Source organism: Pseudomonas nicosulfuronedens, from assembly GCF_005877905.1.
Lineage (GTDB): Bacteria > Pseudomonadota > Gammaproteobacteria > Pseudomonadales > Pseudomonadaceae > Pseudomonas > Pseudomonas nicosulfuronedens.
Window position 1 is genome coordinate 1 of record NZ_SWDV01000005.1, and the last position, 22615, is coordinate 22615.

Genomic DNA, 22615 nt, shown 5'->3' on the forward strand with positions numbered 1-22615 from the left:
CGCAACGTCGCTGGCATCCGTGATGTGACCGAATCGCTGTCGAGCCAGGCGCAGGAGTCGGCGCAGGTCAGCCAGTCGCTGAACAAGCTGGCCAACCATCAGCAGGGGTTGATGGATCAGTTCAGGGTCTAGAGGTCTTCCCAAGGCGTGTCAGAGACTCGTCTTCACTTCGGGGAAGATCCCGTTCGCGGGGAGCCAGCCCCATGAGACAGAATTCCTGCACCATTTGTCTCCTGCGGGCGCGGGTCTCGGTAGATGCCGGAGAGGGAACTTCGGTTTCTGCGCGATAACGCGACTGCAAGCAGGCATCGGCTTCGGCGCCCGATAGAGTCTGCGCGGAATGTCTGATTGCTGCGCAGATGGCAATGACTGAGATCACGAGCAGTAACAGCGCTCCTGCCCAGTTCATGGGCAGCTCCTCGCGCGGGAGTGAACAAGCACATCGAGAACCATTGCATTCCCTCGATACCGATGGCCAATCGCACAGAAGCTGGCCGTTTCAGAAGGGGGGCAATGTTCCTCTCCGGGTCTCAGTACCTCTATCGGCCGGAAGCGATCAAGTAGTCAGAGGGTTCCGATAATAGGCGCTCCGATACAGCAGTTTCATTGCGCGATCGATTTACGGGGCAACTCCACCTCAACCCTCAGCCCACCCAACTCGCTGGCCTCCAACTTCAGGCTACCGCCACAGGCCGCTGCGATATCCCGCGCGATGCCCAGGCCCAGGCCATGTCCGGCCACCTGCTCATCCAGCCGCGTACCACGCTCCAGCACACTGTCACGCTGGTCCTCGGCAATGCCGGGACCATCGTCGTCCACGCACAACCGATAGGCGTCAGCGCCCTTCTCCACCGTCAGCCGCACCTGGGCATCGGCCCATTTGCAGGCGTTGTCCAGCAGGTTGCCGAGCATCTCCAGCAGGTCCTCCCGGTCATACGGCAGGCGCGTAGCGGGCGGTGCCTGCCAGTCGATGGCCAGGTGGTCGCCGTGAATGAGCTTGAGCATGTCGCACAGGCTCGGCAGCTCGGCATCGCAATCGAAGTGGGCACCGGGCAAGGCTTCGCCCACCAGCCGCGCACGCCCCAGCTCGCGGGCCAGGCGCTGCTCGATCTGCTCCAGTTGCTCCCGCAACACGCGGCGTAACTCTGGGTGATCGCGCAATTCCTCGCGGTCGGCAAGGCTGATCAGCACGGCCAGCGGCGTTTTCAGCGCATGGCCGAGATTGCCCAGCGCATTGCGCGAGCGACGCAGGGTGTCCTCGGTGTGCTGCAGCAGGTGGTTGGTCTGCTCCACCAGCGGCTCCAGTTCGCGTGGCACCTGGCGATCCAACTGGCTGCGCTGGCCCTCCTGCAACTGCGCAATCTGCTGGCGCACCCGCTCCAGCGGGCGCAGGGCACGGCGCACGGTGAAGCCCTGGAATATCAGGATCAACAACAAGGCCAGCGCACCAGCACCCAGACCAATATTGCGCAAGCGGTTGAAGCTCTTGAGGACGGGCGTGTAGTCCTGCGCAACCACGATGCTGAGCTTCTTGCCGTAGCGTTTGTAGTCACCGCGATAGACCAGCAGGCGCTGACCTTCCGGACCTTTCTCCAGCGCCTTGGCCAGCCCCTTGTGCGAGGGCAATTTCAGCTCGTTGTCCCACAGCGACCGCGAACGCCAGGTCTGGTCATCGAAGCGGATGACAAAGTAACGCCCGGAGAACAGCCGCTCATAGGCCGCGTCGACACGCTGACCATCCAGCTGCAGCCCTGCAGGGCCGCGGGTAATCCCTACCAGCAGGCTTTCCGCTTCGTCCTGCAGCCCGTTCACCAGATAGCGCCGCAACCCCTGGTCGAACAGCCAGAGGCCTGCCTGCGCCAGCGCCAGGCCGACCACCACCAGCACCACGCCGAGCCCGATTCCGAGCCGGCGCTGGATCGATATCAACGGGCGGCTCCATTGCCGGTGAAACGGTAGCCCTGGCCACGGCGGGTCTCGATGATTTCGCGGCCCAGCTTGCGGCGCAGGTGGTTGATATGCACCTCGATGACGTTGGAATCGCGCTCGGTCTCGCCGTCATACAGGTGCTCGGCCAGGTGCGATTTCGACAGCAGCTGGCCGGGGTGCAGCATGAAGTAACGCAGCAGACGGAACTCAGCGGACGTCAGGTCGACCTCCTTGCCGCCCTGCTGTACGCATTGGCGTGACTCGTCCAGGCTCAGGCCGGCCACTTCCAGCTGGCTCTGGTTGGCCAGCCCGCGGGCACGGCGCAGCAGCGCCTGGATGCGCAGCAAAAGTTCTTCGGGATGGAATGGCTTGGTCAGGTAGTCATCGGCGCCGGCCTTCAGGCCATCGATGCGCTCGGCCCAGGAGCCCCGCGCGGTAAGGATCAGCACCGGGACCGAAAGCCCCATGCTGCGCCACTCCTGAAGCACTTCCAGACCAGGGCGGCCCGGCAGCCCGAGGTCGAGGATCACCAGGTCATAAGGCTCACTGGCGCCCTGCACGGCGGCGTCGCGGCCGTCGGCGAGCCAGTCCACCGCATAGCCCTGGCGGGTCAGGGTCGCCATCAGCTCATCGGCCAGGGGTACGTGGTCTTCCACCAGCAGCAGGCGCATCAGTCGTCTTCCTTATCCTTGAGGATGCGGCCATCGCGGGCATCCAGTTCCAGTTCGCGCACCACACCGTCAACGGTCAGCAACTCCACTTCGTAAATGTAGTTGCCGTGCTCCTTCTCCAGTTCAGCTTCCAGCAGGCGAGAGCCAGGGTAGCGGCTCAGCGCGGCGGGGAGGATTTCCTCGAAGGGGCGGATCACCCCTTCCTTGCTCAGGCGCAGGGCTTCGTCCTGGCTCAGGTCATGGGCCTGCGCAACGCCGGCAATGGCGGCGAGCGCCAGGCCGAGCAGCGCTGCGCGCGGCAGAACGGTCTTCATCAGTCATCCTGGTGATCGGTGAGGACTTCGCCGGTGACCGCATCCAGCTCGACATCCCATTTGACGCCCTGGGCGTCCTTGATGTCGACCTTGTACAGGTAGCGGCCATGCTCCAGCTCAAGTTCGCTATCGTACACCGAACCGCCGGCATGCTTGATCAGCGCCGTACGGTTGAGCTCCTCGAAGTGGCGGATAGTGCCGGCATCGCGCAGACGCAGCGCCTCGTCGGGGCCAATGTCGTGGGCCGTGGCGACGCCCGCTCCTAACAGCAGGGCTGTCAGAGCGGTCAGGGTCAGCAGCCATTTCATGTGCTTATCTCCGTAGGAATTTCACGACTGTCAGACTAAGACGAGGGACTTAATTCAAGCTGAATCTGAAAGACACATTCAGCCCCTGAAGTATCCTTGTTTCCCCCCTCCAGGCTCTATAATCGCGGCCTGCCACAGCGAGGCCCGCATGACCGCCATCCAGATCAAGACCCCCGCCCTCACCCTCAAGGCCGGTAGCCGCGCACTTCAGCGCATCCGCGAACAGGGACTCAGCCCCGACGATGTCGGCATCCTGCCTGGCGCCGCCGGAGGTCCGAAGGCGTTAGGCATCCAGGGCCTGGACCTCGCCCTGTTCGGTGAATGGCTGCCGCGCGCACCGCGCGAGCGCTCGCTGATCGGTGCCTCCATCGGCTCCTGGCGCTTCGCCAGCGCCTGCCTGCCCGATCCCGCCGCAGGCATCCGTCGCCTGGGCGAGCTCTACACCCAGCAGCGTTTCGCCCGCAACGCGAGCATCAGTGACGTGTCGAAGAGTTGCGCGAAGATGCTCGACGACCTGCTTGATGGCCACGACGCCAGTGTGCTGGACAACCCCTGGTACCGCCTCAACGTGGTGGTGGTGAAGAGCCACGGCCGCCTCGCGCAGGATGGCAAGGCCAACCTCGGTCTGGGCCTGGGCGCGGTGATCCGCGACAACCTGGTCGGCCGCCGGCACCTGCACCGGCACTTCGAACGATTGATCATCCACGACGCCCGCCGTGCACCACCGCTGGAAGCGCTATCGGACTTTCCCTCGCGCTACCTGCACCTGGACCTGGCCAACCTGCGCCACGCCCTGCTCGCCTCCGGCTCCATCCCCATGGTCATGGAAGGCGTGCGCGACATCCCCGGCGCCGGTCCCGGCACCTACCGCGACGGCGGCCTGCTGGACTACCACCTGGACCTGCCCTACCAGCCCGAAGGCGTGGTGCTCTACCCGCACTTCACCGACAAGGTCATCCCCGGCTGGTTCGACAAGGGTCTGCCCTGGCGCCGCGGCGACGCCGGCCGCCTGCAGGACGTACTGTTGCTGGCGCCGTCGAAGGAATACCTGGCACAGCTGCCGCACAACAAGCTGCCGGACCGCAAGGACTTCCACCGTTACATTGGCGATGACGCAGGCCGCGAGCGCTACTGGCGCAAGGCGATGGACGAGAGCCGGCGGATGGGCGACGAGTTCCTTGAACTGGTAGACAGCGGCCGTCTCGGCGAACGCCTGCAGCCGCTGACATAATCGACGGCTTCACGCATCCGGCAAGGAATCGCCATGTCTCACTCTCGGAAGCTCCCCTCGCTGCTGGTATCCCTCCTGTTCATCGGCACAGAAGCGCAAGCCGCCATCGACGCCAAGGCGCAGCAGGAAATCAGCCAGTTGCTGGGCTTCGTCGAACACAGCGGCTGCCAGTTCATTCGCAACGGCAGCGAGTACCCGGCTGCCGAGGCGCGCAAGCACCTGCAGAAGAAGCTGGACTACCTGGAAAACAAGGATCTGGTGAGCAGCGCGGAAGACTTCATCGAGCGTGCCGCGACCAAGAGCAGCATGAGTGGCCAGCGTTACCAGGTGGATTGCCCGACGGGCAAACAGGACGCCAGCACCTGGCTGCGTGACGAACTCAAGCGGCTGCGTGAGGGGCAGTAAGGCGAGGCATGAATCGCGGACAAGGGCTCCTGCTGGAGCTAGCCATGCCCGCGATCAGCCTCCATCTGGCGGCTTCACAGGGATACGCTGATCAGCCCGGCTGTCCATCCACCCGCGGCTTCCAGAACATCGGCCCGTAATGCCAGGCGAACATCAGGAAAGCCACCACCCAGCAGGCGGCCGCGATGCTCAGGCCTTCCAGCGGCCACCACATCACCAGCAGCACCCGTGCGACAACACCCAGGTTGAGCAGCGCGAAGGCCCAGGACATTACCTTCGGCGGTTGCAGCGGCCGACCGGTATGGCCAAGGCTCACCCGCGCGACCATCGCCAGGATCAGCCCGCCGACGCCACCGACGGTGAGCGCGTGGATCGCCAGGCTGACGTTGAAGCTCGGCCAGAAGTTCCACAGCGCCATGCCTGCCGGGGCCAGCAGCATCCACAAGTAGGCCAGGTGCAGCGACCAGAGCAGCGGCACGCCCCAGTAATCCTTGTCGTACCAGCGCCACAGGCGAATCAGGTGGCCTACGGCGAGCGCGGCAAACAGCAAACCCGCCAGCGGGTGCGGAGTCAGGCCGATGCCGGCGGCGCTCAGTACCGCCACCAGCATCGTGCCGCCCAGCAGGGCATTGTCCAGCCAGTTCCAGGCCGGCACCTGAGCAGTGCGGCCCAGCCCACGCTGGGTGAAAAAGGGAATCACGCGGCCGCCGATCAGGCCCATCAGCGCCGCCACCAGCCACAACGCACCCAGTGCACCGCCACGTTGCCAGGCATCGTTGCCGGCCCAGATGCCAGCCATCACCAGCGCATCGGCGAGTGTCAGCAGGCTCAGCACCGCGATGATCGGGTAGTTACGCTTCTGCCGCACCTGCCATAGGCTGCGGCCGATGAAGAAGGCCAGCGCCGGCATGAACGCCAGCTCCAGCACGGTGACCAGCCACAGCGGCACCCCCACGAGCCAACCAATCCGCGCCGCCAGCCAGACCAGTGACAGCACCATCAGCGGCTTGCCGCTGACGCCAGGGCGACCGGTCCAGGTCTGCACCGCGGTCAGCAGGAATCCGGCGATGATCGCCGCCGCGAAGCCGAACAGCATTTCATGGCGGTGCCAGGCCAGCCACCCACCCAATGGTTGCCACGCGGGCAACAGGCCAAGAAGCACAGCCGCCCAGGCTGCGATGGCGATCAGCGCGAACACCGCGCCACCCAGGAAGAACGGACGGAAGCCCAGGCGCCACAGGGGCGCAATGGTCAGCAGAGCCTTTCGATCAACCAGTAACACAGCAAGCCTCCCAGCCTTCCTTGCGCATCTGATGTTGGGCCACCAGCCGCAGCACGTAGCCCAGCTTCAATAATGTCGGGCCGAGGATGGTGAAGGCATGCGCTGCGACAACGCTTTGCAGGTTCAGATGCCCATCGACGAAATAGGCTCCCACGATTCCCAGCAGCAGTAAGACGAGCCCGCCGGTCAGCAGCGACCAGGACATCGACAGATTACGTTGCGGGCAAGCGAAAAGACTTTCCATCACACACCTCCTCGGGTTGCGCCGACCCGCCATCGGGCCGGCGTTCAGGTTCAGGCCTCCAGCGCGCTGGCCGGGCCGAAGAACTCGTAGTGGGATTGCTGCTCGGGCACGCCGATCTCGCGCAGGTGGCGTTTCACCTGAGACATGAACGGTTTGGGACCGAGGAAGTAGGCGTCCAGGTCGCGGTCCTTTGGCAGCCAGTCAGCCAGCAGCTCGCGGCTGAGGAAGCCTTCGACGTGGGAAGCGTCCTGCGCGCGCGGCTCGCTGTAGCAGAAGTAGTGCTTGAGCTGCGGATGAACGTCGGATTGCGCCTCGACCCACTCGCGGAATGCGTGCACACCGCCGTGGCGGGCACAGTGGATGAAGTGAACCTCACGACCGGATTCCAGCGCCGGCTTCAGCATGGCCAGTGCCGGGGTGATGCCGACACCGGCGGTGATCAGGGCCAGGGGCTTGTCGCCACCGCGCAGGACGAAATCGCCCGCCGGCGGGAACAGGTCCAGCTCATCGCCCACCTGCAGGTGATCGTGCAGATAGTTGGAAACCTTGCCTTCGGGCTCGCGCTTCACGCTGATGCGGTACTCACGGCCATTGGGCGCGTCGGACAGGGAGTAAGTGCGGCGCACCTCTTCCCCATCGATGTCGAGAGACAGGCCGATGTACTGGCCGGGCTGGAAGTCCAGCAGCGGCTCGCCATCCAGAGGCTGGAAGTAGAAGGAGGTGATTTCCTCGCTCTCAGCTTCCTTACGCACGATGCGGAAGCGCCGGGCGCCACGCCAACCGCCGAGTTGCTCGGCGTTCTGCTGGTAAACGGACTCCTCGGCGCCGATCAGGATATCGGCCAGCTGGCCGTAGGCGGCGGCCCAGGCATCGATCACTTCCTGGGTAGCAATCTCCTCGCCCAGTACTTCACGGATCGCACGCAGCAGGCAGCTGCCGACGATCGGGTAGTGTTCCGGCTGGATCTGCAGGGCGACGTGCTTGTTGACGATCTTCGCCACCAGCGGGCCGAGCTGTTCCAGCTCATCGATGTGGCGGGCGTACATCAGCACACCGTTGGCCAGCGCGCGAGGCTGGTCGCCGGAGGCCTGGTGCGCCTGGTTGAACAGCGGACGAACTTCCGGGTACTCGCTGAGCATCATCTTGTAGAAGTGCTGGGTCAGGGTCTCTCCGCCGGTCTCCAGCAGCGGGACGGTGGCCTTGACCAGGGTACGGTGTTCGTTGGACAGCATCTGGATCTCCTCAGGTTGGCCAGGCGGTGAATGGGGTCGCCTGTGCTCTCTGCCTCAGGTATTTCAGGAAGCGTGCCAACCCTGCAGCCCAGTAATCACGGGACCTTTCATGGGAAAAGAGTCATAATGACCTCCACTGATCAGCGTCATAATGACAACATAGAGGTCAAAATGACTCGAAACCCACTACTTGCCACCCTGCTCCCGCTGGTTGCCGACCTATCCCGCGAGCTGCCGGAAAGTGAACGCTATCGCCGCCTGCTGGAAGCCCTGCGCGGCCTGCTACCGTGCGACGCCACCGCCTTGCTGCGCCTGGAAGGCGACCAACTGGTGCCGCTGGCAGTCGATGGCTTGAGCCAGGACACCCTCGGCCGTCGCTTCAAGATCAGCGAGCATCCACGCCTGCGTGCCCTCATCGAGCATCCCGGTCCAACGCATTTCGCCGCCGACTGCGGCCTGCCCGACCCCTATGACGGGCTGGTGGAGGGTTTGCACGGCCATCTGGAGGTTCATGACTGCCTGGGCTGCCCGCTGCTGGTCGACGAACAGCCCTGGGGCCTGCTGACCCTGGACGCGCTGGACCCGGAACGCTTCTCCACCAGCGACCTGGACAACCTCGAAGCCTTCGCCAGCCTGGCCGCCGCCACGGTGAAGGCCAACCAGCGCATGACCGACCTGGCCCAGCGCGCCGATCACGAGCAGCAGCGCGCCGACGCCTACCAGCGCGCCTCCGGCGACCAGCCCAGGGAGCTGATCGGCCAGAGCAGGTCGCACCAGGCGCTGATGAAAGAAATCCAGGTGGTGGCCGGCAGCGACCTGAGCGTGCTGATCACCGGCGAAACCGGCGTCGGCAAGGAACTGGTCGCCCAATCCATCCACGCCAATTCGCTGCGGCGCACCCAGCCGCTGATCAGCCTGAACTGTGCGGCGCTGCCGGAAACCCTGGTGGAAAGCGAGCTCTTCGGCCACGTCCGTGGCGCCTTCTCCGGCGCGGTGGGCGAACGACACGGCAAGTTCGAACTGGCCGACGGCGGCACCCTGTTCCTCGACGAAGTGGGCGAACTGCCACTGGCGATCCAGGCCAAGTTGCTGCGCGTGCTGCAGAGCGGTCAATTGCAGCGTCTGGGCTCGGACCGCGAACACCATGTGGATGTGCGCCTGATCGCCGCCACCAACCGTGACCTCGCCGAGGAAGTCCGTGCCGGTCGCTTCCGCGCCGACCTCTACCACCGTCTGAGCGTCTACCCGCTGCGCGTTCCGCCCCTGCGCGAGCGCGGCAACGATGTGTTGCTGCTGGCCGGCTACTTCCTCGAGCAGAACCGCCCGCGCCTGGGGCTGCGCAGCCTGCGCCTGACCCGCGAAGCCCAGGCCGCGCTGGTCGACTACGCCTGGCCGGGCAACGTGCGCGAGCTGGAGCACCTGATCGGCCGGGCTTCCCTCAAGGCACTGGCAAACCACTCGCAGCGCTCGCGCATCCTCAGCCTGGGCGTCGATGATCTCACCCTGAACGCCCTGCACAAGGGCGCGCCCGATGCCGAAGCGAGCCCAGCCGACAACGGCACCGATGCTGAACTGGCCGGCGAACTGCGCCCGGCGGTGGACGCCTTCCAGCGCCGGATGATCAGCCAGAGCCTGGAGCGCCACGAAGGCAACTGGGCTGCCGTGGCCCGCGAGATGGGCCTGGACCGTGCCAACCTCAACCGCCTGGCAAGACGCCTGGCGGTCAAGTGAGCCGCTGGCCGGATCGGCCGGTCCGGCGGGTGCGATGGTGATAGACTATGCGCCCATTTTCCGGCCGGCCCGTTCCAGGGCCGGCGATCGTCACAGAGCACGCTACTTTGGAATTGTTCAAGGAATTCACCTTCGAGTCGGCCCACCGCCTGCCCCATGTTCCCGCCGGGCACCAGTGCGGGCGCCTGCATGGCCACTCCTTCCGGGCCGCCATCTACATCGAGGGCGAGGTCGATCCGCATACCGGCTGGATTCGTGATTTCGCCGAGATCAAGCAGATCTTCAAGCCGATCTACGACCAGCTCGACCACAACTACCTGAACGACATTCCCGGCCTGGAAAACCCCACCAGCGAGAACCTCTGCCGCTGGATCTGGCAACAGCTCAAGCCGCTGCTGCCGGAGCTGTCCAAGGTCCGCGTGCACGAGACCTGCACCAGCGGCTGCGAATACCGTGGCGACTGATGTGCAATGAAACAAAAAAGCCGGCTGATGCCGGCTTTTTTGTTTCAGAACAACCCCATCTGCCGGTCGACCAGCGCGCTGAAGTCATCGTCCACGAAGGGCAGGATGGCGTCGGCAATCGGCTGCAGCTGTCGGCTGACGTAGTGATCGTAATCGATCGGTGAACCCAGCGTTTCCAGCGGTTCCGGGCCGTTGACCGTGATGACGTAGCTGATCCAGCCACCGCGCTGGTATTGGCGCGGGCGGCCCTGGCGTTCGTTGTAGTCGTCGGCAATGCGCGCGGCGCGCACGTGGGGCGGCACGTTTCGTTCATAGTCGCCGAGTTGGCGGCGTAGACGTTTACGGAAGATCAGCAGGTCATCCTGCTCGCCGGCCAACGTGCGGTTTACATAGTCGCGTACGTAATCCCGGTACGGCTGGCGCTGGAAGATGCGCAGGTACAGCTCCTGCTGGAACTGCTGGGCCAGCGGCGACCAGTCGGTGCGCACGGTTTCCAGGCCCTTGAAGACCATTTCGTCACTGCCGTCGGCGCGCCGCACCAGGCCCGCGTAGCGCTTCTTGCTGCCCTCTTCCGCCCCTCGGATGGTCGGCATCAGGAAACGCCGGAAGTGCCGCTCGAACTGGATCTCCAGCGCGCTCTCCAGCCCGTATTCCTCGCGCAGGTGTTCGACCCACCACCGGTTGACGTGGCTGACCAGCGCACGACCGATTCCGGCCGCCTCTTCCTCGTCGTGGGCGCGGCCGAGCCAGACGAAGGTGGAATCGGTGTCGCCGTAGATCACCCGGTGCCCCTGCCCTTCGATCAGCTCGCGGGTGCGCCGCATGATCTCGTGGCCGCGCATGGTGATGGACGAGGCCAGGCGCGGATCGAAGAAGCGGCAGCCGCTGGAACCCAGCACGCCGTAGAAGGCGTTCATGATGATCTTCAGGGCCTGGGACAGCGGCGCGTTGCCGTCGCGCTTGGCGGCGTCGCGACCCTGCCAGACGCGCTCGACGATGGCGGGCAGGCAGTGCTGGGTCCGCGAGAAACGGCCACCACGGAAGCCGGGAATCGACGCCTCGTCGGACGGGTCGCTCAAGCCTTCCACCAAGCCCACCGGGTCGATCAGGAAGGTGCGGATGATCGACGGGTACAGGCTCTTGTAGTCCAGCACCAGCACCGACTCATAGAGCCCCGGCCGAGAATCCATGACGAACCCGCCCGGGCTGGCCTCCGGGGCCTTGCCGCCCAGGTTCGGGGCAACGTAGCCCAACCGGTGCATCGGCGGCAGGTACAAATGCGTGAAGGCCGCCACCGAACCACCGCTGCGATCCGCCGGCAGCCCGGTGACGCTGGCGCGTTCGAGCAGGAAGTCGAGGATGCGGGTCTTCTCGAAGATCCGAGTGACCAGCTCGCAGTCCTTGAGGTTGTACTTCGCCAGCGCCGGCTTGTCCTCGGCGAAACGGCGGTCGATCTCGGCCATGCGGTCGTAGGGGTTGTCGATGGACTTGCCCTCGCCCAGCAGCTGCTGCGAGACGCTCTCCAGGCTGAACGAGGGGAAGCTCCAGAATGCCGAGCGCAGTGCCTCGATGCCGTCGATGATCAGCCGGCCCGCTGCCGCTGCGAAGTAGTGGTTGCTGGTGGCGTGCTGCCGCCACCCCATCTCGTCGCCGCCACGGCCCAGCCGCAGCGGGATTTCGAGGCGCTTGGAGTGCTCCTGCAGCACCCGCAGGTCGAACTGCACCAGGTTCCAGCCGATAATGGCGTCGGGGTCGTGCTCGGCCAACCATTGGTTCAGGCGTTCCAGCAGCTGAGCCCGGCTGTCGCAGTACTCCAGCTCGAAATCGCGCTCCCCGTCGACGCCGTTGGCTGGGCCAAGCATGTAGACCTGGCGCTGGCCGCAGCCCTCCAGGGCGATGGAATAGAGGTCGCCACGGATGTTGGTTTCGATGTCCAGCGAGACCAGCCGCAGCTTCGGCCGGTAATCCGGATCGGGGCGCAGTTGCGCCGTGAGGGTGCTGCCGCCCTGGGTCTGTTCGCCGCTGAAGACCACGGGGGCGGTGATGAAGCGCTCCATCAGGTAGCGCTCCGGTGGGCGGATATCGGCTTCGAAGACTTCCACGCCGGCCTCGCGCAGGCGCTTTTCCAGGTTCATCAACTGCCGATGCTGCTGGCAGTAGAGCCCCAGCACCGAGCGCTGCTGGAAGTCGCGCAGGCCCAGCGCGCGTAGTTCGGCGCCACGCTCGCCGGCCAGCAGCTTTTCGGCGCGGACACGCTGCTCGGCCGGCACGAAGGCCACCGAGGTCTGCGGTGGCAGCAGCACATGCCGGGGCCCCTCATCGGTGGCCAGCCAGAAGCCCACCTCGGTGCCTTCGGGCGTATCCCGCCAATGTCGAGTCAGGACGAAACCCTGCCTTGCCTCCACGCTCTAACCACCCGTCTGTTGATTCATGCCGACATTCTACCGGGCCACCCGCGTATTCGTTGCAAGGCATGTAAATCCGACCGATGCGTTTGACGCACGCCCCGCGTCTGCCCAAGCTAGCGGGCTTTCGTTTGCCTGCCAGGACTCGCCCGTGACCGATTCGTCCCGCCACTGGACCCGCCCTCTCCTTACCACCCTCTGCTTCGCCACCCTGCTCTCGGGCTGCGGCCTGTTCGGCAAGAAGCCCGAAGAGGCCCAGGCGCCCACCTATTCCAAGGCCGACTGGTCGGACCTTCCGCAGACCGCCGATACCGATGTGCTGCAAGGCTTCAGCGCCTGGCGCTCGGCCTGCGCGGTGCGCCTGAAGAAGGATGACAACTGGGCCGCCACCTGCGCCGACGCGGCGAGCGTGCCGGCTGCCGCCCCGGCCATCCGCCAGTTCATGCAGGCCCACCTGCAGCCCTACCAGCTGCGCTCCGCCGAGGGCAGCAGGAACGGCCTGATCACCGGCTACTACGAGCCCGTCTACCGGGGCAGCCAGCAGCGCGACGCCCAGCACACAGTACCGGTCTACGGCGTGCCGAAGGACCTGGTCACCGTGGCGCTGGACAGCGTCTACCCCGAACTCAAGGGCAAGCGCCTGCGCGGCAAGCTCGAGGGCAATACCCTGGTGCCCTACGCCGATGCCGCCGGCATCCGCCGCGATGGGGTCAATGCGCCCGTGCTGGCCTGGCTGCCCGACCCGATGGACCTGCAGTTCCTGCAGATCCAGGGTTCCGGCCGCGTGGAGCTCGCCTCCGGCCGCCAACTGCGCCTGGGCTACGCCGACCAGAACGGTCGCCCGTACAAGCCGGTGGGCCGTTGGCTGGTGGAACAGGGCGAGCTGAGCAAGGAAGAAGTCAGCATGGCGCGCATCCGCGATTGGGCCCGCGCCCATCCGCAACGCGTCGATGAACTGCTGGCAAGCAACCCCAGCTACGTGTTCTTCAGCCAGCGTCCGGACAGCAACGAAGGCCCGCGCGGCTCGCTGAACGTGCCATTGACGCCAGGCTACAGCGTAGCCATCGACCGCAAGGTGATCCCGCTGGGCAGCCTGATGTGGCTCTCCACCACCCGCCCGGACGGCGCGCCGGTGGTGCGCCCGGTGGCCGCCCAGGACACCGGCGGCGCCATTGTCGGCGAGGTGCGCGCGGACCTGTTCTGGGGCACTGGCGATGCGGCCGGCGAGCTGGCCGGGCACATGAAGCAGGACGGCCAGCTGTGGCTGCTCTGGCCGAAGGACAAGGCGCTGCCCGGCGCCTGATCTTGGCGTAGGAAAGTAGAGGTAATTCCTACTCGTCCTACAGAGCTCCCTGAATCACCGGCCGCACCGCCCACCGGAAAATGGTCGGCGAACCCAGGCACTCCCCTGGCTTCGCCGACCCTCCATCCGAACGCGGTGACCGCCATGAAGAAGAACCAGCCCCCCCTCCGCTCGCAGCACCAGCACCGTGGCTGGCCGCTGGACTATGACGTGCTCTGCTGGATCGGCGCCATCGCTCTGATCCTGCTGTTCTTCGGCGTCGATCACTTCTTCGTATCGAAGCTGCCCGGCACCGGCGTCATCGAACTGCAGCGCAGCGTCCCCCAGCGAGTCGACCTGCCCGCTGCCCAGGCGCTCGCATCAGTCAACCACGGCCAACGCTGACGGGTTCAGTTGCCCTGACGGAACTGTCCCGGCGTCATCCCGCTCCAGCGACGGAAAGCCTTGGCGAAGGCGCTCTCGTCGGAGAAGCCCAAGCGTTCGGCCACCTCGCCCAGCCGCGACGATTCACGCAGCAGCTGCTCGGCCATGCCGTGCAACACCTGCTCGCGCAGCAACTTGAAGCTGGTGCCCTCATCGGCCAGCTTGCGGTTGAGATGGCGCCCGCTGAGCTCGAGCTGCTCGGCCACCTTCTCCTTGCCCCAGCGCGGGTTCTGTCGCAATAACTGCTGCACGCGCGCGGCCAGACTCTGCGCCCCAAGTCGTTCGAGCTGCGCATCGGCCAGCGCGCGCAGATGCTCACGCATCAGGGCATTGGCCTGGATCAGCGGCACATCGAGATCGGCCACGGCAAAGCTCAGGGCGTTCTCGCCGCTGTCGAAGGTCACCGGGCACTCCAACACCTCGACGTAACGCGCGGCTTCACCTCGCGCCGAGTGACTCAGGGCCAGTTGCTGCGGCCTGACCCGGTCGCCGGTGATCCAGCGGGTCAGGTGCACCAGGCTGGCCAGCGCGGCCTCCACCCGCTCCTCGCGGCGCACGGTATAGCTGGGGCGGTAGACCAGGCGCACCTGCGTCGTGTCCTGCTCGCGCTGGAACGCGCTGCCCTCGGCGATGATCGGGTAATACTCGAGCAAGGCGTCCAGCGCCTCGCCATAGCGGTCGCAGCTCATCAACAGCGCGCCGACCATGTCCAGATGGCCGACCTGAAGGGCACTGCCCAGGCGCAGGCCCAGCAAAGTGTCGCCCGACGCGGCACAGATGGCTTCCCAGAAGGCATCCTGGCGTTGCAGCGGAATGCGCGGTTCGAGGCTGGCCGCCTGCAGATCGGCAGGCACCGACAACCCCAGGCGCTGGGCGGCCTGCAGGATACCCTGGGCGTAATGGACGGTAATGGTGTGCGGCATGGTCCCGAATTAACCGGTGAAGGTCCCGATTGAGCCGTTACCCGGCGGTAACGCTGCCCTATGCTTGCCAATTACAACGATAAATACAAACAAGAGTCGCCTTGCATGCTGATTAAAATCGGAGCCGCGCCCGTGCCGCCGGCTACTGCCCGTTCGCCTCTCCCCGCCCTCCTGCTGCGGGAGAACGGCGATGCCTGAAGTCCATCTCGAATTCTCCGGCGGTTCGATGATCGCCCTGAACGCCATCATTGCCCTGATGATGTTCGGCGTATCGCTGGAACTGCGCCGCGACGACTTCGCCCGCATCCTGCGCCAGCCCAAGGCGCCGGTGATCGGCATGCTGGTGCAGTTCCTGCTGCTGCCCGCCGCCACCTGCCTGCTGACCATTGCCCTGCCCATCGACCCGGAACTGGCGCTGGGGATGATCCTGGTCGCCACCTGCCCCAGCGGCACCTTCTCCAACATCATGACCTGGATGGCCCGCGGCAACGTCGCAGTGTCGGCCAGCGTCACCGCCGTATCCGGGCTGAGTGCGGGCATCTTCACGCCGCTGAACTTCGCTCTCTACGCAGGGCTGAACCCGGCGACCCGCGACCGCCTCACGCAGATCCACATCGACCCGCTGGAGCTGGTGGGCATGGTGGTACTGGTGCTGATCCTGCCGATGCTGCTGGGCATGACCCTGGGCAAGCACAGGCCACAACTGGCGCGGCGCCTGGAGAAGCCCATGCGACAACTGTCGCTGCTGGTGATGCTCGGTTTCGTCGGCATGGCGTTCGCCAAGAACTTCCAGCAGTTCATGGCCTACTTCCACCTGTTCTTCTGGCTGGTCCTGCTGCTCAACGGCACCGCACTGCTGCTGGGCTACACCTGCGCGCGACTGTGGAAGCTGCCGGACGCCGACGTACGCGCAGTGACCCTGGAAAGCGGCATTCACAACTCGGCGCTGGGCATGGCGCTGATCCTCACCTTCTTCCCGCAGGCCGGCGGCATGCTGCTGATCGCGGCGTTCTGGGGCTGCTGGCAACTGTTCTCCGGGCTGGTCCTGGCGCAGCTCTGGGCGCGCCGCGAACCTCGCGTAGCCGTTGTGGCCGCCCCATGAACGCACCCGCCATCGCCCTGGGTGGCTTCATCCTGCTGGCCTACACCCTGGAAGCCATCACCGGCTTCGGCAGCGTGGTAATTGCCCTGTCCCTCGGCGCGCTGTTGATGCCCATCGAGACGCTGCTGCCGATCCTCGTGCCGCTGAACATCGGCATGACCGGTTACCTGTGCTGGCGGCACCACCGGCTGATCGACACGCGCTTGCTGCTACGCACCGTACTGCCAGGCATGCTGCTGGGCATGCTGGTCGGCTATCTGCTGCTGCCGCACCTGGACCCGCAGCCGCTCAAGCGCGGGCTGGGCGTGTTGATCCTGTGGTTCGCCGGCCGCGAACTGTGGCGCCTGCGCGCCAGCGCCCCGGAGCGCGGCAGAACACCGAACTGGGTGGTGCGGCTGGCCACCGGCGCCGCCGGAGTCTGCCATGGCCTGTTCGCTTCCGGCGGGCCGCTGCTGGTCTACGCACTCTCCACTCGCCCGCTGGACAAGACCCGCCTGCGCGCCACCCTGGTCTGCGTCTGGTTCACCCTCAACGGCCTGCTGACCGTCGCCTTCCTGCTTGACGGCCGCCTGCACCCGGCGCTGCCCCAGGTGCTGGCCTACGCACCCCTGCTGCTGCTCGGCGTGTGGCTGGGCGAACGCCTGCACCAGCGTTTCGAAGAACGCCATTTCCGCCTCGCCATCCACTGCCTGCTGCTGGTCAGCGGCGTCCTGCTGCTGTCGCCCTGGAGCCTCCTGTGAGCTACGACATCATCATCAAGAACGGCCTGTACTTCGACGGCAGCGATGCCCCCGGCAGCCTGCGCCACGTCGGCATCAAGGACGGTCGCATCGACACCCTGAGCGTCAGCCCGCTGGACGAAAGCGGTTGCCCGGAAGTCATCGACGCCAGCGGCCGGTGGGTCACCCCCGGCTTCCTGGAAATCCACTCGCACTACGACGCAGAAGCCATCGCCGCGCCGGCGCTGAAAGAGTCGGTGCGCCATGGCGTGACTACCGTGTCGGTCGGTTCCTGCTCCATCAGCATGGTGCTGGGCGAGGCCGAGGACTGCTCCGATCTGTTCACCCGTGTCGAAGCCGTGCCGCGCGAGCAGGTGCTGCCCATCCTGCGCGACAAACGCACCTGGAAGGATGCCAAGGGCTACCGTGCCTTCTACGACCAGCAGCCGCTGGGGCCGAACCTCTGCTCGTTCCTCGGCCACTCCGAGCTGCGCGTGACGGTGATGGGGCTGGAGCGCGCCATCAGCGGCGCCAAACCCACCGAAGCCGAACTGCAGCGCATGGAAGAACTGCTGGAGCAAGCGCTGGACGCCGGCTGCTTCGGCCTCTCGGTGATGACCACGCGCCTGGACAAGATGGACGGCGACCGCGCCTGGTCCAGCCCGCTGCCCTCCACCTTCGCCAGCTGGAAGGAGTTCTCCCGCCTGTTCGCCGTGCTGCGTCGACGCAACGCGCTGATGCAGGGCGCGCCCAACGCCGTCACCAAGATCAACGTGTTCGCTTTCCTCTACCAGGCCCACGGCTGGTTCCGCCGCCCGCTCAAGTGCTCGATGCTCACCGCACTGGACTTGAAATCCCAGCCCTTCATGCACCGCATCACCCGTGCCTCCGGCTGGGTCGCCAACCGCCTGCTGCGCGGTCGCTACCGCTGGCAGACCCTGCCCGCGCCCTTCGTGGTGCGCATCGAAGGGTTGAACATGAATGGCTTCGAGGAGTTCGGCGCCGGCGAAGTGCTGCGCGACATCAAGGACCCGGATGAGCTTTACACGCGCATCCAGGACCCGGCCTTCCGCGAACGCTTCAAGAAGGACATCAAGGCCACCCTCAGCCTCGGCCTCTGGCACCGCAACCTGTCCGATTGCTGGGTGCGCGAATGCCCGGACACCTCCCTGGTCGGGCGCAACTTCGAGGACATCGGCCGCGAGCGCGGGCTGGACCCGGTAGACGCCTTCTTCGAGCTGGCCGGCCAGTACCGCAACGAACTCAAGTGGACGACCTGCTACGGCAACCACCGCCCCGAAATCATGGGCAAGCTGCTGGCCAGCCCCTGGACGCAGCCGGGCTTCGCCGACTCCGGCGCGCACCTGGCTTCCCATGCGCAGTACAACTTCCCGCTGCGCATGCTCAAGTACGTGCGCGATGCCGAACTGGCCGGGCAGAGCTTCATGGACACAGGCCGCGCCATACACCGCCTGACCGGCGAGCTGGCGGACTTCGCCGGGATCGACGCCGGCTATATCCGCGTCGGCGACCGCGCCGATCTGGTAGTGGTCAACCCGGCGGGTCTGACCGACGAGCTGGACGACGTCTGCGAAGCCCCGATGGAAGTGATCGGCCTGACGCGCCTGGTGAAGCGCAACGACGATGCTGTGGACGCCACTCTGATCAATGGCCGCGTTGCCTATCGCCGCGAAAGCGGCTTCCCCGAGGCGCTGGGCAAAGAGCGCGTATTCGGCACCTTCCTGCCGGGGCGCGATGTATTGAGCCGGCCACAGGAAGTGCCGTCGGGCAGCCCGGTTTACGGTCGGTAAGATCGGTGTTACCGGCGGTTCGCAAGTCGTAGGATGGGTGGAGCGCAGCGATACCCATCGATCCCGCACGCGGTCAGCGTGGGTATCGCTGCGCTCCACACCATCCTACCCAGCACGTTCTGCAGACACTGCGGGCGTAGCTCGACCGCGCGGCGGGCCGAGATTGACGGTCTGACGCGCACTCACTAGAGTGCGCGTTTTCCTACGTCCTACGCTGTATCCGCACCATGACCCCGTTCTGCCGCTTCGCCGACTCATCGCTCGCCCTCCTCCGGGAGCCTCCGCGTGTGCGCAAGGTCGATGCCGTGCTGAACCTGCGTCGCAGCGTTCTCTTCGCCTTCACCTTCTCTCCTCCCACCGGCTGCTGAGCCGGACGCCGCGCGCCTTCGCGCCGGTCACTCCGCACTTCGAATCCGCCCCCCGGTGAATCCCGGCGGGCTCGTTTGCATTTGCCGGCCCGTGGCATGAGCGCCCGGGCATGAGAAGGTCTCCATGAATACCCCAGCCATCCTCAACAAACCGCTTCTCGCGGTGCTGCTGTTCGCCGTCTCCATCGTCGGCCTGAGCCTGGGCGCGACGCTGCCGCTGGTGGCGCTGCGCTTGCTGGAGAATGGCGCCAGCGCCTTGCAGATCGGCATCCTGTCGGCGGTGCCAGCGGCCGGCATGATCCTCGCCGCCACCCTGGTGGACCGCGCCTGCCAGCTGATGAGCCGGCGCCGCCTGTACCTGCTGTGCTTCGTGCTATGTACCGCCAGTACCCTCGCCATCGAGTTCAGCAGCCATTCCCTCTGGGCGCTGGCCGCCGCGCGCCTGGCGCTGGGTGTCGGCATGGGCATCGCGATCATCCTCGGCGAGGCCTGGGTCAACGAGCTGTGCGGCGAGAAGAATCGCGGCACCATCGTTGCCCTCTATGCGACCAGCTTCACCGCCTTCCAGCTGCTCGGCCCGACCCTGGTAGCACTGCTCGGTGCGCAGACGCCCTGGGTGGTGCTGCTGGTCAGCGCCGGGCACCTGGTCGCCCTGGCTACCGTGGCCTTCGCCATGCCCGAGGAAGGCCTCCACGAACACGTCGAGGAACCGCGCAGCTTCTCCCTCGCCGGCTTCCTGCGGGTGGCCCCGGCGCTGTGCATGGGCGTGCTGTTCTTCTCCTTCTTCGACAGCGTGGTGCTCTCGCTCTTCCCGGTGTACGCCTCCAGCCATGGCTATGCAGTGGGCATCGCCGCCTTCATGGCCACGGTGATCCTGCTGGGCGACATGCTCTTCCAGCTGCCGCTGGGCTGGCTTTCCGACCGCCTGGACCGCTCCAGCCTGCACCTGCTGTGTGGCGTGGGCGCTATGCTGATCGGCCTCGCCCTGCCCTGGCTGATTTCCCAGCCTTCGCTGCTGTGGCCGGCACTGATGGTCCTCGGCGCAGTGGCCGGCGGCGTCTACACCCTGGCGCTGGTGCTGATCGGCCAGCGCTTCCGCGGCCGCGACCTGGTCACCGCCAACGCCGCGGCCGGCATGCTCTGGGGCGTCGGCAGCCTGCTCGGCCCCCTGCTCAGCGGCAGCCTCATGGACCTCGGCCCGCAGGGCGTACCGGTGGCGCTGGCGCTGGCCGCCGGGCTGTTCGTGGCCACCGCGGCTGCCTCGCTGCGGCGCACCGCTGTAAGCGCCGCCTGATGCCTCAATAGAAGGCAAGGCGCCTCGACTTGGTGCCGTCGCATGTCCACGCGGCAACCGCTCTGTACCGGGGATTCACGCTAAGCGCTTGAAATCCCCGGCGCTTTTTTCCGTGATCAAAAGCTGGCATTTCAATTGCTCTGTCCCCTGCAACGGGATGCATCACCCACGGCAAGGTAGCCACCGGGTGGGCGAACGCTGCAAGGCACACACTGGAGTTGCACCAGAGGCGAACTAGGGTTCCGGTCCTTTCACGAGGATGTCTGGTCCGAGAGTTTTCCGGCCCTAGGGACAGGGCTACACGGCGGGAGAAAAGCCCGGGAGACGTGATGTCATCCCGTGCCGATTTCCAACCGTTAGGAGCAATGCCATGACCATGCCGCTTTCCCTGCGTTCCCTGCGCAAGACCCTGCTCGGTGCCTGTCTGCTTGCTGCCGCCGGGGTCGTGCCACTGACGCTCCAGGCCGCCGAGAAGCTCAAGATCGGCACCGTTGTCTGGGCCGGTTACGCGCCCTTCTACGTCGCCGACAAGCTCGACCTCTACAAGCCCCACGGGCTGAAGGTGGAGCTGCAGTTCTTCAACGACCCGGCGCTGATCCCCACCGCGATGACCGGCGGCGCGCTGGATGGCGGCATGCTCACCTACGACCAGGTGGTCGGCGGCGTCGCCAAGGGCCAGCCGTACCGCGTGGTGATGCCCATCGATTTCTCCAATGGCGGGGACGCCATCGTCGCCGACAAGTCGATCAAGTCCGTCGCCGACTTCAAAGGCAAGAAGATCGGCTTCAACCCGCTCTCGCCTTCGGACTTCCTGCTTGCCTATGCGCTCAAGAGCCATGGCCTGAGCGACAAGGACGTCAGCCCGGTGAACATGACCCCCGAAGGCATCCCCGGCGCCATGGCCTCGGGCAGCCTGCCGGTGGGCGTGACCTACGAGCCCAATGTCTCGCAGATCCTCGGCATGCCGGGCGACAAGTTCCACGTCGTGTATTCATCAAAGGACGCGCCGGGCCTGATCACCGACGTGCTGGTGTTCAATCAGGAGGTCATCGGCAAACGCCAGAAGGCGATCACCGCGATGATCCAGGGCTACGCCGACGGTCTGGCCTACATGAAGGCGCACCCGGATGAATCCGCCGAAATCATCGGCAAGGTGCTCGGCGTCAGTGCCGCCGAGGCCAAGGAGCAGATGGCCGGGGTCTACAACATCCCGCTGGCGGAAATGAGCAAGAACTTCGAGAAGTCCGACGCCACCAGCTCCTTCTTCGGCAGCGGCGCGGTCATCGCCCAGCTGCTCAAGGAGAACAGCCAGATCCCGGCGATCCCCGACTTCGCCCAGACCTTCGACGCCCAGTTCGTCCAGGCCCTCGCCCAGTAAGGCACCCACCCGACGCTCTCGCCGGGACGGCGGGAGCGCTCACGGAGGTCTCCATGTCCGCGTCCCTGTACCGCTACGCCGATGGCCAGCTGCCCAACAGCCTGGCCCTGGCCTACGCCTTCGGCGGCTATGCCGCCGGATTCACCTTGCTGTTCGCCGATCACTGGGCGCTCAACGCCATCGGCACCCTGCTGCTGGGCCACGCGATGATCGTCGCGGCCTACCTGATCCACGAATTCGCCCATGGCACCATTTTCGCCAAGCCGGCGCACAACACCTGGGCCGGCGAAGCCTGCAGCTGGCTCTGCGGCAGCTGTTATGCGGGCTTCCAGGACCTGCGCCGCAAACACATGCGCCACCACGTTGACCGCGCCGACGTGATCACCTTCGACACCAAGGCCTTCCTCGCCCGCAGCCCGCGCTGGGTGCGCGGCCTGGTGCTGGCCGCCGAATGGGCCTATGTGCCGGCCATTGAGCTGGTCATGCACTACTACGTGATCCTCCTGCCCTTCATCACCGACAACCCGCGCCACCGCGCCAACCGCCGCCGCGTAGCACTGACCCTGCTGGTGCGTGGCGTGCTGTTCGGTCTGGTCGCGGCAGTCTCGCTCAAGGCGCTGTTGCTGTACTTCGTCGCCTGGACGCTGATGATCATCGTGCTGCGCTTCACCGATGCCTACCAGCACACCTATGACGCCTTTGCGGTGCTGGAGGACGGCGGCAAGATCCCTGCGGACAAGAACCGCGACCGTACCTACGAGCAGATGAATACCTACAGCAACGTGGTATCGGTGCGATGGCCGGCGCTCGACCTGCTACTGCTCAATTTCGCCTACCACAACGCCCACCACGAGAAACCCGTGGCCCCCTGGTATCGCCTGCGCAAGCTGCACCACGAGCTCTACGGTGAGGGCTACAACCAGGTGCTGCCCATGCATCTGCTGTTCAAGAGTTTCCACCAGCATCGCCTGCGCCGTGTGGTAGACGACCACTACGGCGAAGTTGCCCCCGAGGGCAAGGACCGCGCCGACGGTTTCTACGGCGCGGTCGGCGTCTCCTTCCTGACGGCGGTCTGAAG

General features: G+C 65.8%; 22 protein-coding genes and 1 riboswitch. Of the genes, 13 read left to right on the forward strand and 9 right to left on the reverse strand.

Annotated elements, in window-relative coordinates; genetic code table 11:
* A partial coding sequence (locus tag FAS41_RS31145) for a hypothetical protein (protein ID WP_246084837.1) occupies positions 1–132 on the forward strand: 132 nt, incomplete at its 5' end.
* A 471-nt stretch (positions 133–603) separates the two neighbouring features.
* Here FAS41_RS31145 and FAS41_RS06880 read toward each other — a convergent pair.
* The 4 genes from FAS41_RS06880 to FAS41_RS06895 are packed head-to-tail and all read right to left on the reverse strand — an operon-like array spanning position 604 to position 3222.
* Entirely contained in the window at positions 604–1929 is a 1326-nt protein-coding gene (locus FAS41_RS06880) for an ATP-binding protein (RefSeq protein ID WP_138520863.1), read from the reverse strand.
* The gene (locus FAS41_RS06885; protein ID WP_138520864.1) at positions 1926–2600 is read right to left on the reverse strand and encodes a response regulator transcription factor; all 675 of its coding nucleotides are present in this window, start codon (positions 2598–2600) and stop codon (positions 1926–1928) included. Before FAS41_RS06885 ends, FAS41_RS06880 begins: the two co-directional genes overlap by 4 nt.
* On the reverse strand, positions 2600–2914 hold the full coding sequence (locus FAS41_RS06890; protein WP_138520865.1) for a PepSY domain-containing protein: 315 nt from the start codon (positions 2912–2914) through the stop codon (positions 2600–2602). The genes FAS41_RS06885 and FAS41_RS06890 overlap by 1 nt, the downstream gene beginning before the upstream one ends.
* Positions 2914–3222, reverse strand: coding sequence for a PepSY domain-containing protein (locus FAS41_RS06895; protein WP_138520866.1), 309 nt, complete (start codon positions 3220–3222; stop codon positions 2914–2916). The genes FAS41_RS06890 and FAS41_RS06895 overlap by 1 nt, the downstream gene beginning before the upstream one ends.
* Positions 3223–3370: 148 nt before the next feature.
* Between FAS41_RS06895 and FAS41_RS06900 the strand changes: the two genes are divergently transcribed.
* Together FAS41_RS06900 and FAS41_RS06905 are read left to right on the forward strand one after the other, a co-directional pair.
* Complete coding sequence (locus tag FAS41_RS06900; RefSeq protein WP_138520867.1) at positions 3371–4453, forward strand: patatin-like phospholipase family protein; 1083 nt, start codon at positions 3371–3373, stop codon at positions 4451–4453.
* A 33-nt stretch (positions 4454–4486) separates the two neighbouring features.
* Positions 4487–4858 carry a YfeK family protein gene (locus tag FAS41_RS06905; RefSeq protein WP_171049452.1) on the forward strand — a complete coding sequence of 124 codons (372 nt, stop codon included), beginning with the start codon at positions 4487–4489 and terminating at the stop codon, positions 4856–4858.
* Between the two features lie 91 nt (positions 4859–4949).
* On the opposite strand, the gene FAS41_RS06910 is transcribed toward FAS41_RS06905, so the two are convergent.
* Genes FAS41_RS06910 through hmpA form a run of 3 tightly spaced genes read right to left on the reverse strand, consistent with a single transcriptional unit; the run spans position 4950 to position 7616 of the window.
* Positions 4950–6140 carry an NnrS family protein gene (locus tag FAS41_RS06910; protein WP_138520868.1) on the reverse strand — a complete coding sequence of 397 codons (1191 nt, stop codon included), beginning with the start codon at positions 6138–6140 and terminating at the stop codon, positions 4950–4952.
* Positions 6127–6384, reverse strand: a complete 258-nt coding sequence (locus FAS41_RS06915; RefSeq protein WP_138520869.1) for a transmembrane sensor/regulator PpyR — start codon at positions 6382–6384, stop codon at positions 6127–6129. The genes FAS41_RS06910 and FAS41_RS06915 overlap by 14 nt, the downstream gene beginning before the upstream one ends.
* Positions 6385–6434: 50 nt before the next feature.
* Positions 6435–7616 (reverse strand): NO-inducible flavohemoprotein, encoded by a 1182-nt coding sequence (gene hmpA / locus FAS41_RS06920; RefSeq protein ID WP_138520870.1) that lies wholly within the window; start codon positions 7614–7616, stop codon positions 6435–6437.
* 171 nt (positions 7617–7787) lie between these two features.
* Between hmpA and norR the strand changes: the two genes are divergently transcribed.
* Both norR and queD read left to right on the forward strand, forming a co-directional pair.
* Positions 7788–9347, forward strand: coding sequence for a nitric oxide reductase transcriptional regulator NorR (gene norR, locus FAS41_RS06925; protein WP_138520871.1), 1560 nt, complete (start codon positions 7788–7790; stop codon positions 9345–9347).
* A gap of 107 nt (positions 9348–9454) precedes the next feature.
* Entirely contained in the window at positions 9455–9811 is a 357-nt protein-coding gene (queD, locus tag FAS41_RS06930; protein ID WP_017516521.1) for a 6-carboxytetrahydropterin synthase QueD, read from the forward strand.
* 44 nt (positions 9812–9855) lie between these two features.
* Here queD and FAS41_RS06935 read toward each other — a convergent pair whose 3' ends face one another.
* Positions 9856–12216, reverse strand: a complete 2361-nt coding sequence (locus FAS41_RS06935) for a DNA polymerase II (protein WP_138520872.1) — start codon at positions 12214–12216, stop codon at positions 9856–9858.
* A gap of 151 nt (positions 12217–12367) precedes the next feature.
* On the opposite strand from FAS41_RS06935, the gene mltA reads away from it, so the two are divergent.
* Together mltA and FAS41_RS06945 are read left to right on the forward strand one after the other, a co-directional pair.
* A complete protein-coding gene (gene mltA / locus FAS41_RS06940) occupies positions 12368–13519 on the forward strand; it encodes a murein transglycosylase A (protein ID WP_138520873.1) in 1152 nt (383 codons plus the stop codon).
* Between the two features lie 144 nt (positions 13520–13663).
* Complete coding sequence (locus FAS41_RS06945; RefSeq protein WP_138520874.1) at positions 13664–13903, forward strand: hypothetical protein; 240 nt, start codon at positions 13664–13666, stop codon at positions 13901–13903.
* A gap of 5 nt (positions 13904–13908) precedes the next feature.
* Here the strand turns inward: FAS41_RS06945 and qhpR are convergent, their stop codons facing one another.
* Positions 13909–14865 (reverse strand): AraC-like transcriptional regulator QhpR, encoded by a 957-nt coding sequence (qhpR, locus tag FAS41_RS06950; protein ID WP_138520875.1) that lies wholly within the window; start codon positions 14863–14865, stop codon positions 13909–13911.
* A 190-nt stretch (positions 14866–15055) separates the two neighbouring features.
* Here qhpR and FAS41_RS06955 point away from each other — a divergent pair, with 190 nt between their 5' ends.
* The 6 genes from FAS41_RS06955 (at position 15056) to FAS41_RS06980 (ending at position 22613) form a co-directional block, all read left to right on the forward strand.
* Positions 15056–15967, forward strand: coding sequence for a bile acid:sodium symporter family protein (locus tag FAS41_RS06955; RefSeq protein WP_138520876.1), 912 nt, complete (start codon positions 15056–15058; stop codon positions 15965–15967).
* Positions 15964–16707, forward strand: a complete 744-nt coding sequence (locus tag FAS41_RS06960; protein ID WP_138520877.1) for a sulfite exporter TauE/SafE family protein — start codon at positions 15964–15966, stop codon at positions 16705–16707. Before FAS41_RS06955 ends, FAS41_RS06960 begins: the two co-directional genes overlap by 4 nt.
* Positions 16704–18497 (forward strand): N-acyl-D-amino-acid deacylase family protein, encoded by a 1794-nt coding sequence (locus tag FAS41_RS06965; RefSeq protein WP_138520878.1) that lies wholly within the window; start codon positions 16704–16706, stop codon positions 18495–18497. Before FAS41_RS06960 ends, FAS41_RS06965 begins: the two co-directional genes overlap by 4 nt.
* A gap of 492 nt (positions 18498–18989) precedes the next feature.
* The gene (locus tag FAS41_RS06970) at positions 18990–20159 is read left to right on the forward strand and encodes an MFS transporter (RefSeq protein WP_138520879.1); all 1170 of its coding nucleotides are present in this window, start codon (positions 18990–18992) and stop codon (positions 20157–20159) included.
* A 223-nt stretch (positions 20160–20382) separates the two neighbouring features.
* A riboswitch (guanidine-I (ykkC/yxkD leader) is annotated at positions 20383–20485 on the forward strand.
* A gap of 44 nt (positions 20486–20529) precedes the next feature.
* Entirely contained in the window at positions 20530–21537 is a 1008-nt protein-coding gene (locus FAS41_RS06975) for an ABC transporter substrate-binding protein (RefSeq protein WP_246084826.1), read from the forward strand.
* A 53-nt stretch (positions 21538–21590) separates the two neighbouring features.
* Positions 21591–22613 (forward strand): fatty acid desaturase family protein, encoded by a 1023-nt coding sequence (locus tag FAS41_RS06980; protein ID WP_138520880.1) that lies wholly within the window; start codon positions 21591–21593, stop codon positions 22611–22613.
* Positions 22614–22615 lie beyond the last annotated feature (2 nt).

Coding starts and splice junctions, on each gene's coding strand:
- FAS41_RS06945 (WP_138520874.1), top strand. CDS start 13,664: ATGAAGAAGAACCAGCCCCCCCTCCGCTCGCAGCACCAGCACCGTGGC.
- FAS41_RS06980 (WP_138520880.1), top strand. CDS start 21,591: ATGTCCGCGTCCCTGTACCGCTACGCCGATGGCCAGCTGCCCAACAGC.
- FAS41_RS06895 (WP_138520866.1), bottom strand. CDS start 3,222: ATGAAATGGCTGCTGACCCTGACCGCTCTGACAGCCCTGCTGTTAGGA.
- FAS41_RS06970 (WP_138520879.1), top strand. CDS start 18,990: ATGAATACCCCAGCCATCCTCAACAAACCGCTTCTCGCGGTGCTGCTG.
- FAS41_RS06900 (WP_138520867.1), top strand. CDS start 3,371: ATGACCGCCATCCAGATCAAGACCCCCGCCCTCACCCTCAAGGCCGGT.
- FAS41_RS06915 (WP_138520869.1), bottom strand. CDS start 6,384: ATGGAAAGTCTTTTCGCTTGCCCGCAACGTAATCTGTCGATGTCCTGG.
- FAS41_RS06905 (WP_171049452.1), top strand. CDS start 4,487: ATGTCTCACTCTCGGAAGCTCCCCTCGCTGCTGGTATCCCTCCTGTTC.
- FAS41_RS06975 (WP_246084826.1), top strand. CDS start 20,530: ATGACCATGCCGCTTTCCCTGCGTTCCCTGCGCAAGACCCTGCTCGGT.
- FAS41_RS06890 (WP_138520865.1), bottom strand. CDS start 2,914: ATGAAGACCGTTCTGCCGCGCGCAGCGCTGCTCGGCCTGGCGCTCGCC.
- FAS41_RS06960 (WP_138520877.1), top strand. CDS start 15,964: ATGAACGCACCCGCCATCGCCCTGGGTGGCTTCATCCTGCTGGCCTAC.
- qhpR (WP_138520875.1), bottom strand. CDS start 14,865: ATGCCGCACACCATTACCGTCCATTACGCCCAGGGTATCCTGCAGGCC.
- norR (WP_138520871.1), top strand. CDS start 7,788: ATGACTCGAAACCCACTACTTGCCACCCTGCTCCCGCTGGTTGCCGAC.
- FAS41_RS06955 (WP_138520876.1), top strand. CDS start 15,056: ATGCCTGAAGTCCATCTCGAATTCTCCGGCGGTTCGATGATCGCCCTG.
- hmpA (WP_138520870.1), bottom strand. CDS start 7,616: ATGCTGTCCAACGAACACCGTACCCTGGTCAAGGCCACCGTCCCGCTG.
- FAS41_RS06885 (WP_138520864.1), bottom strand. CDS start 2,600: ATGCGCCTGCTGCTGGTGGAAGACCACGTACCCCTGGCCGATGAGCTG.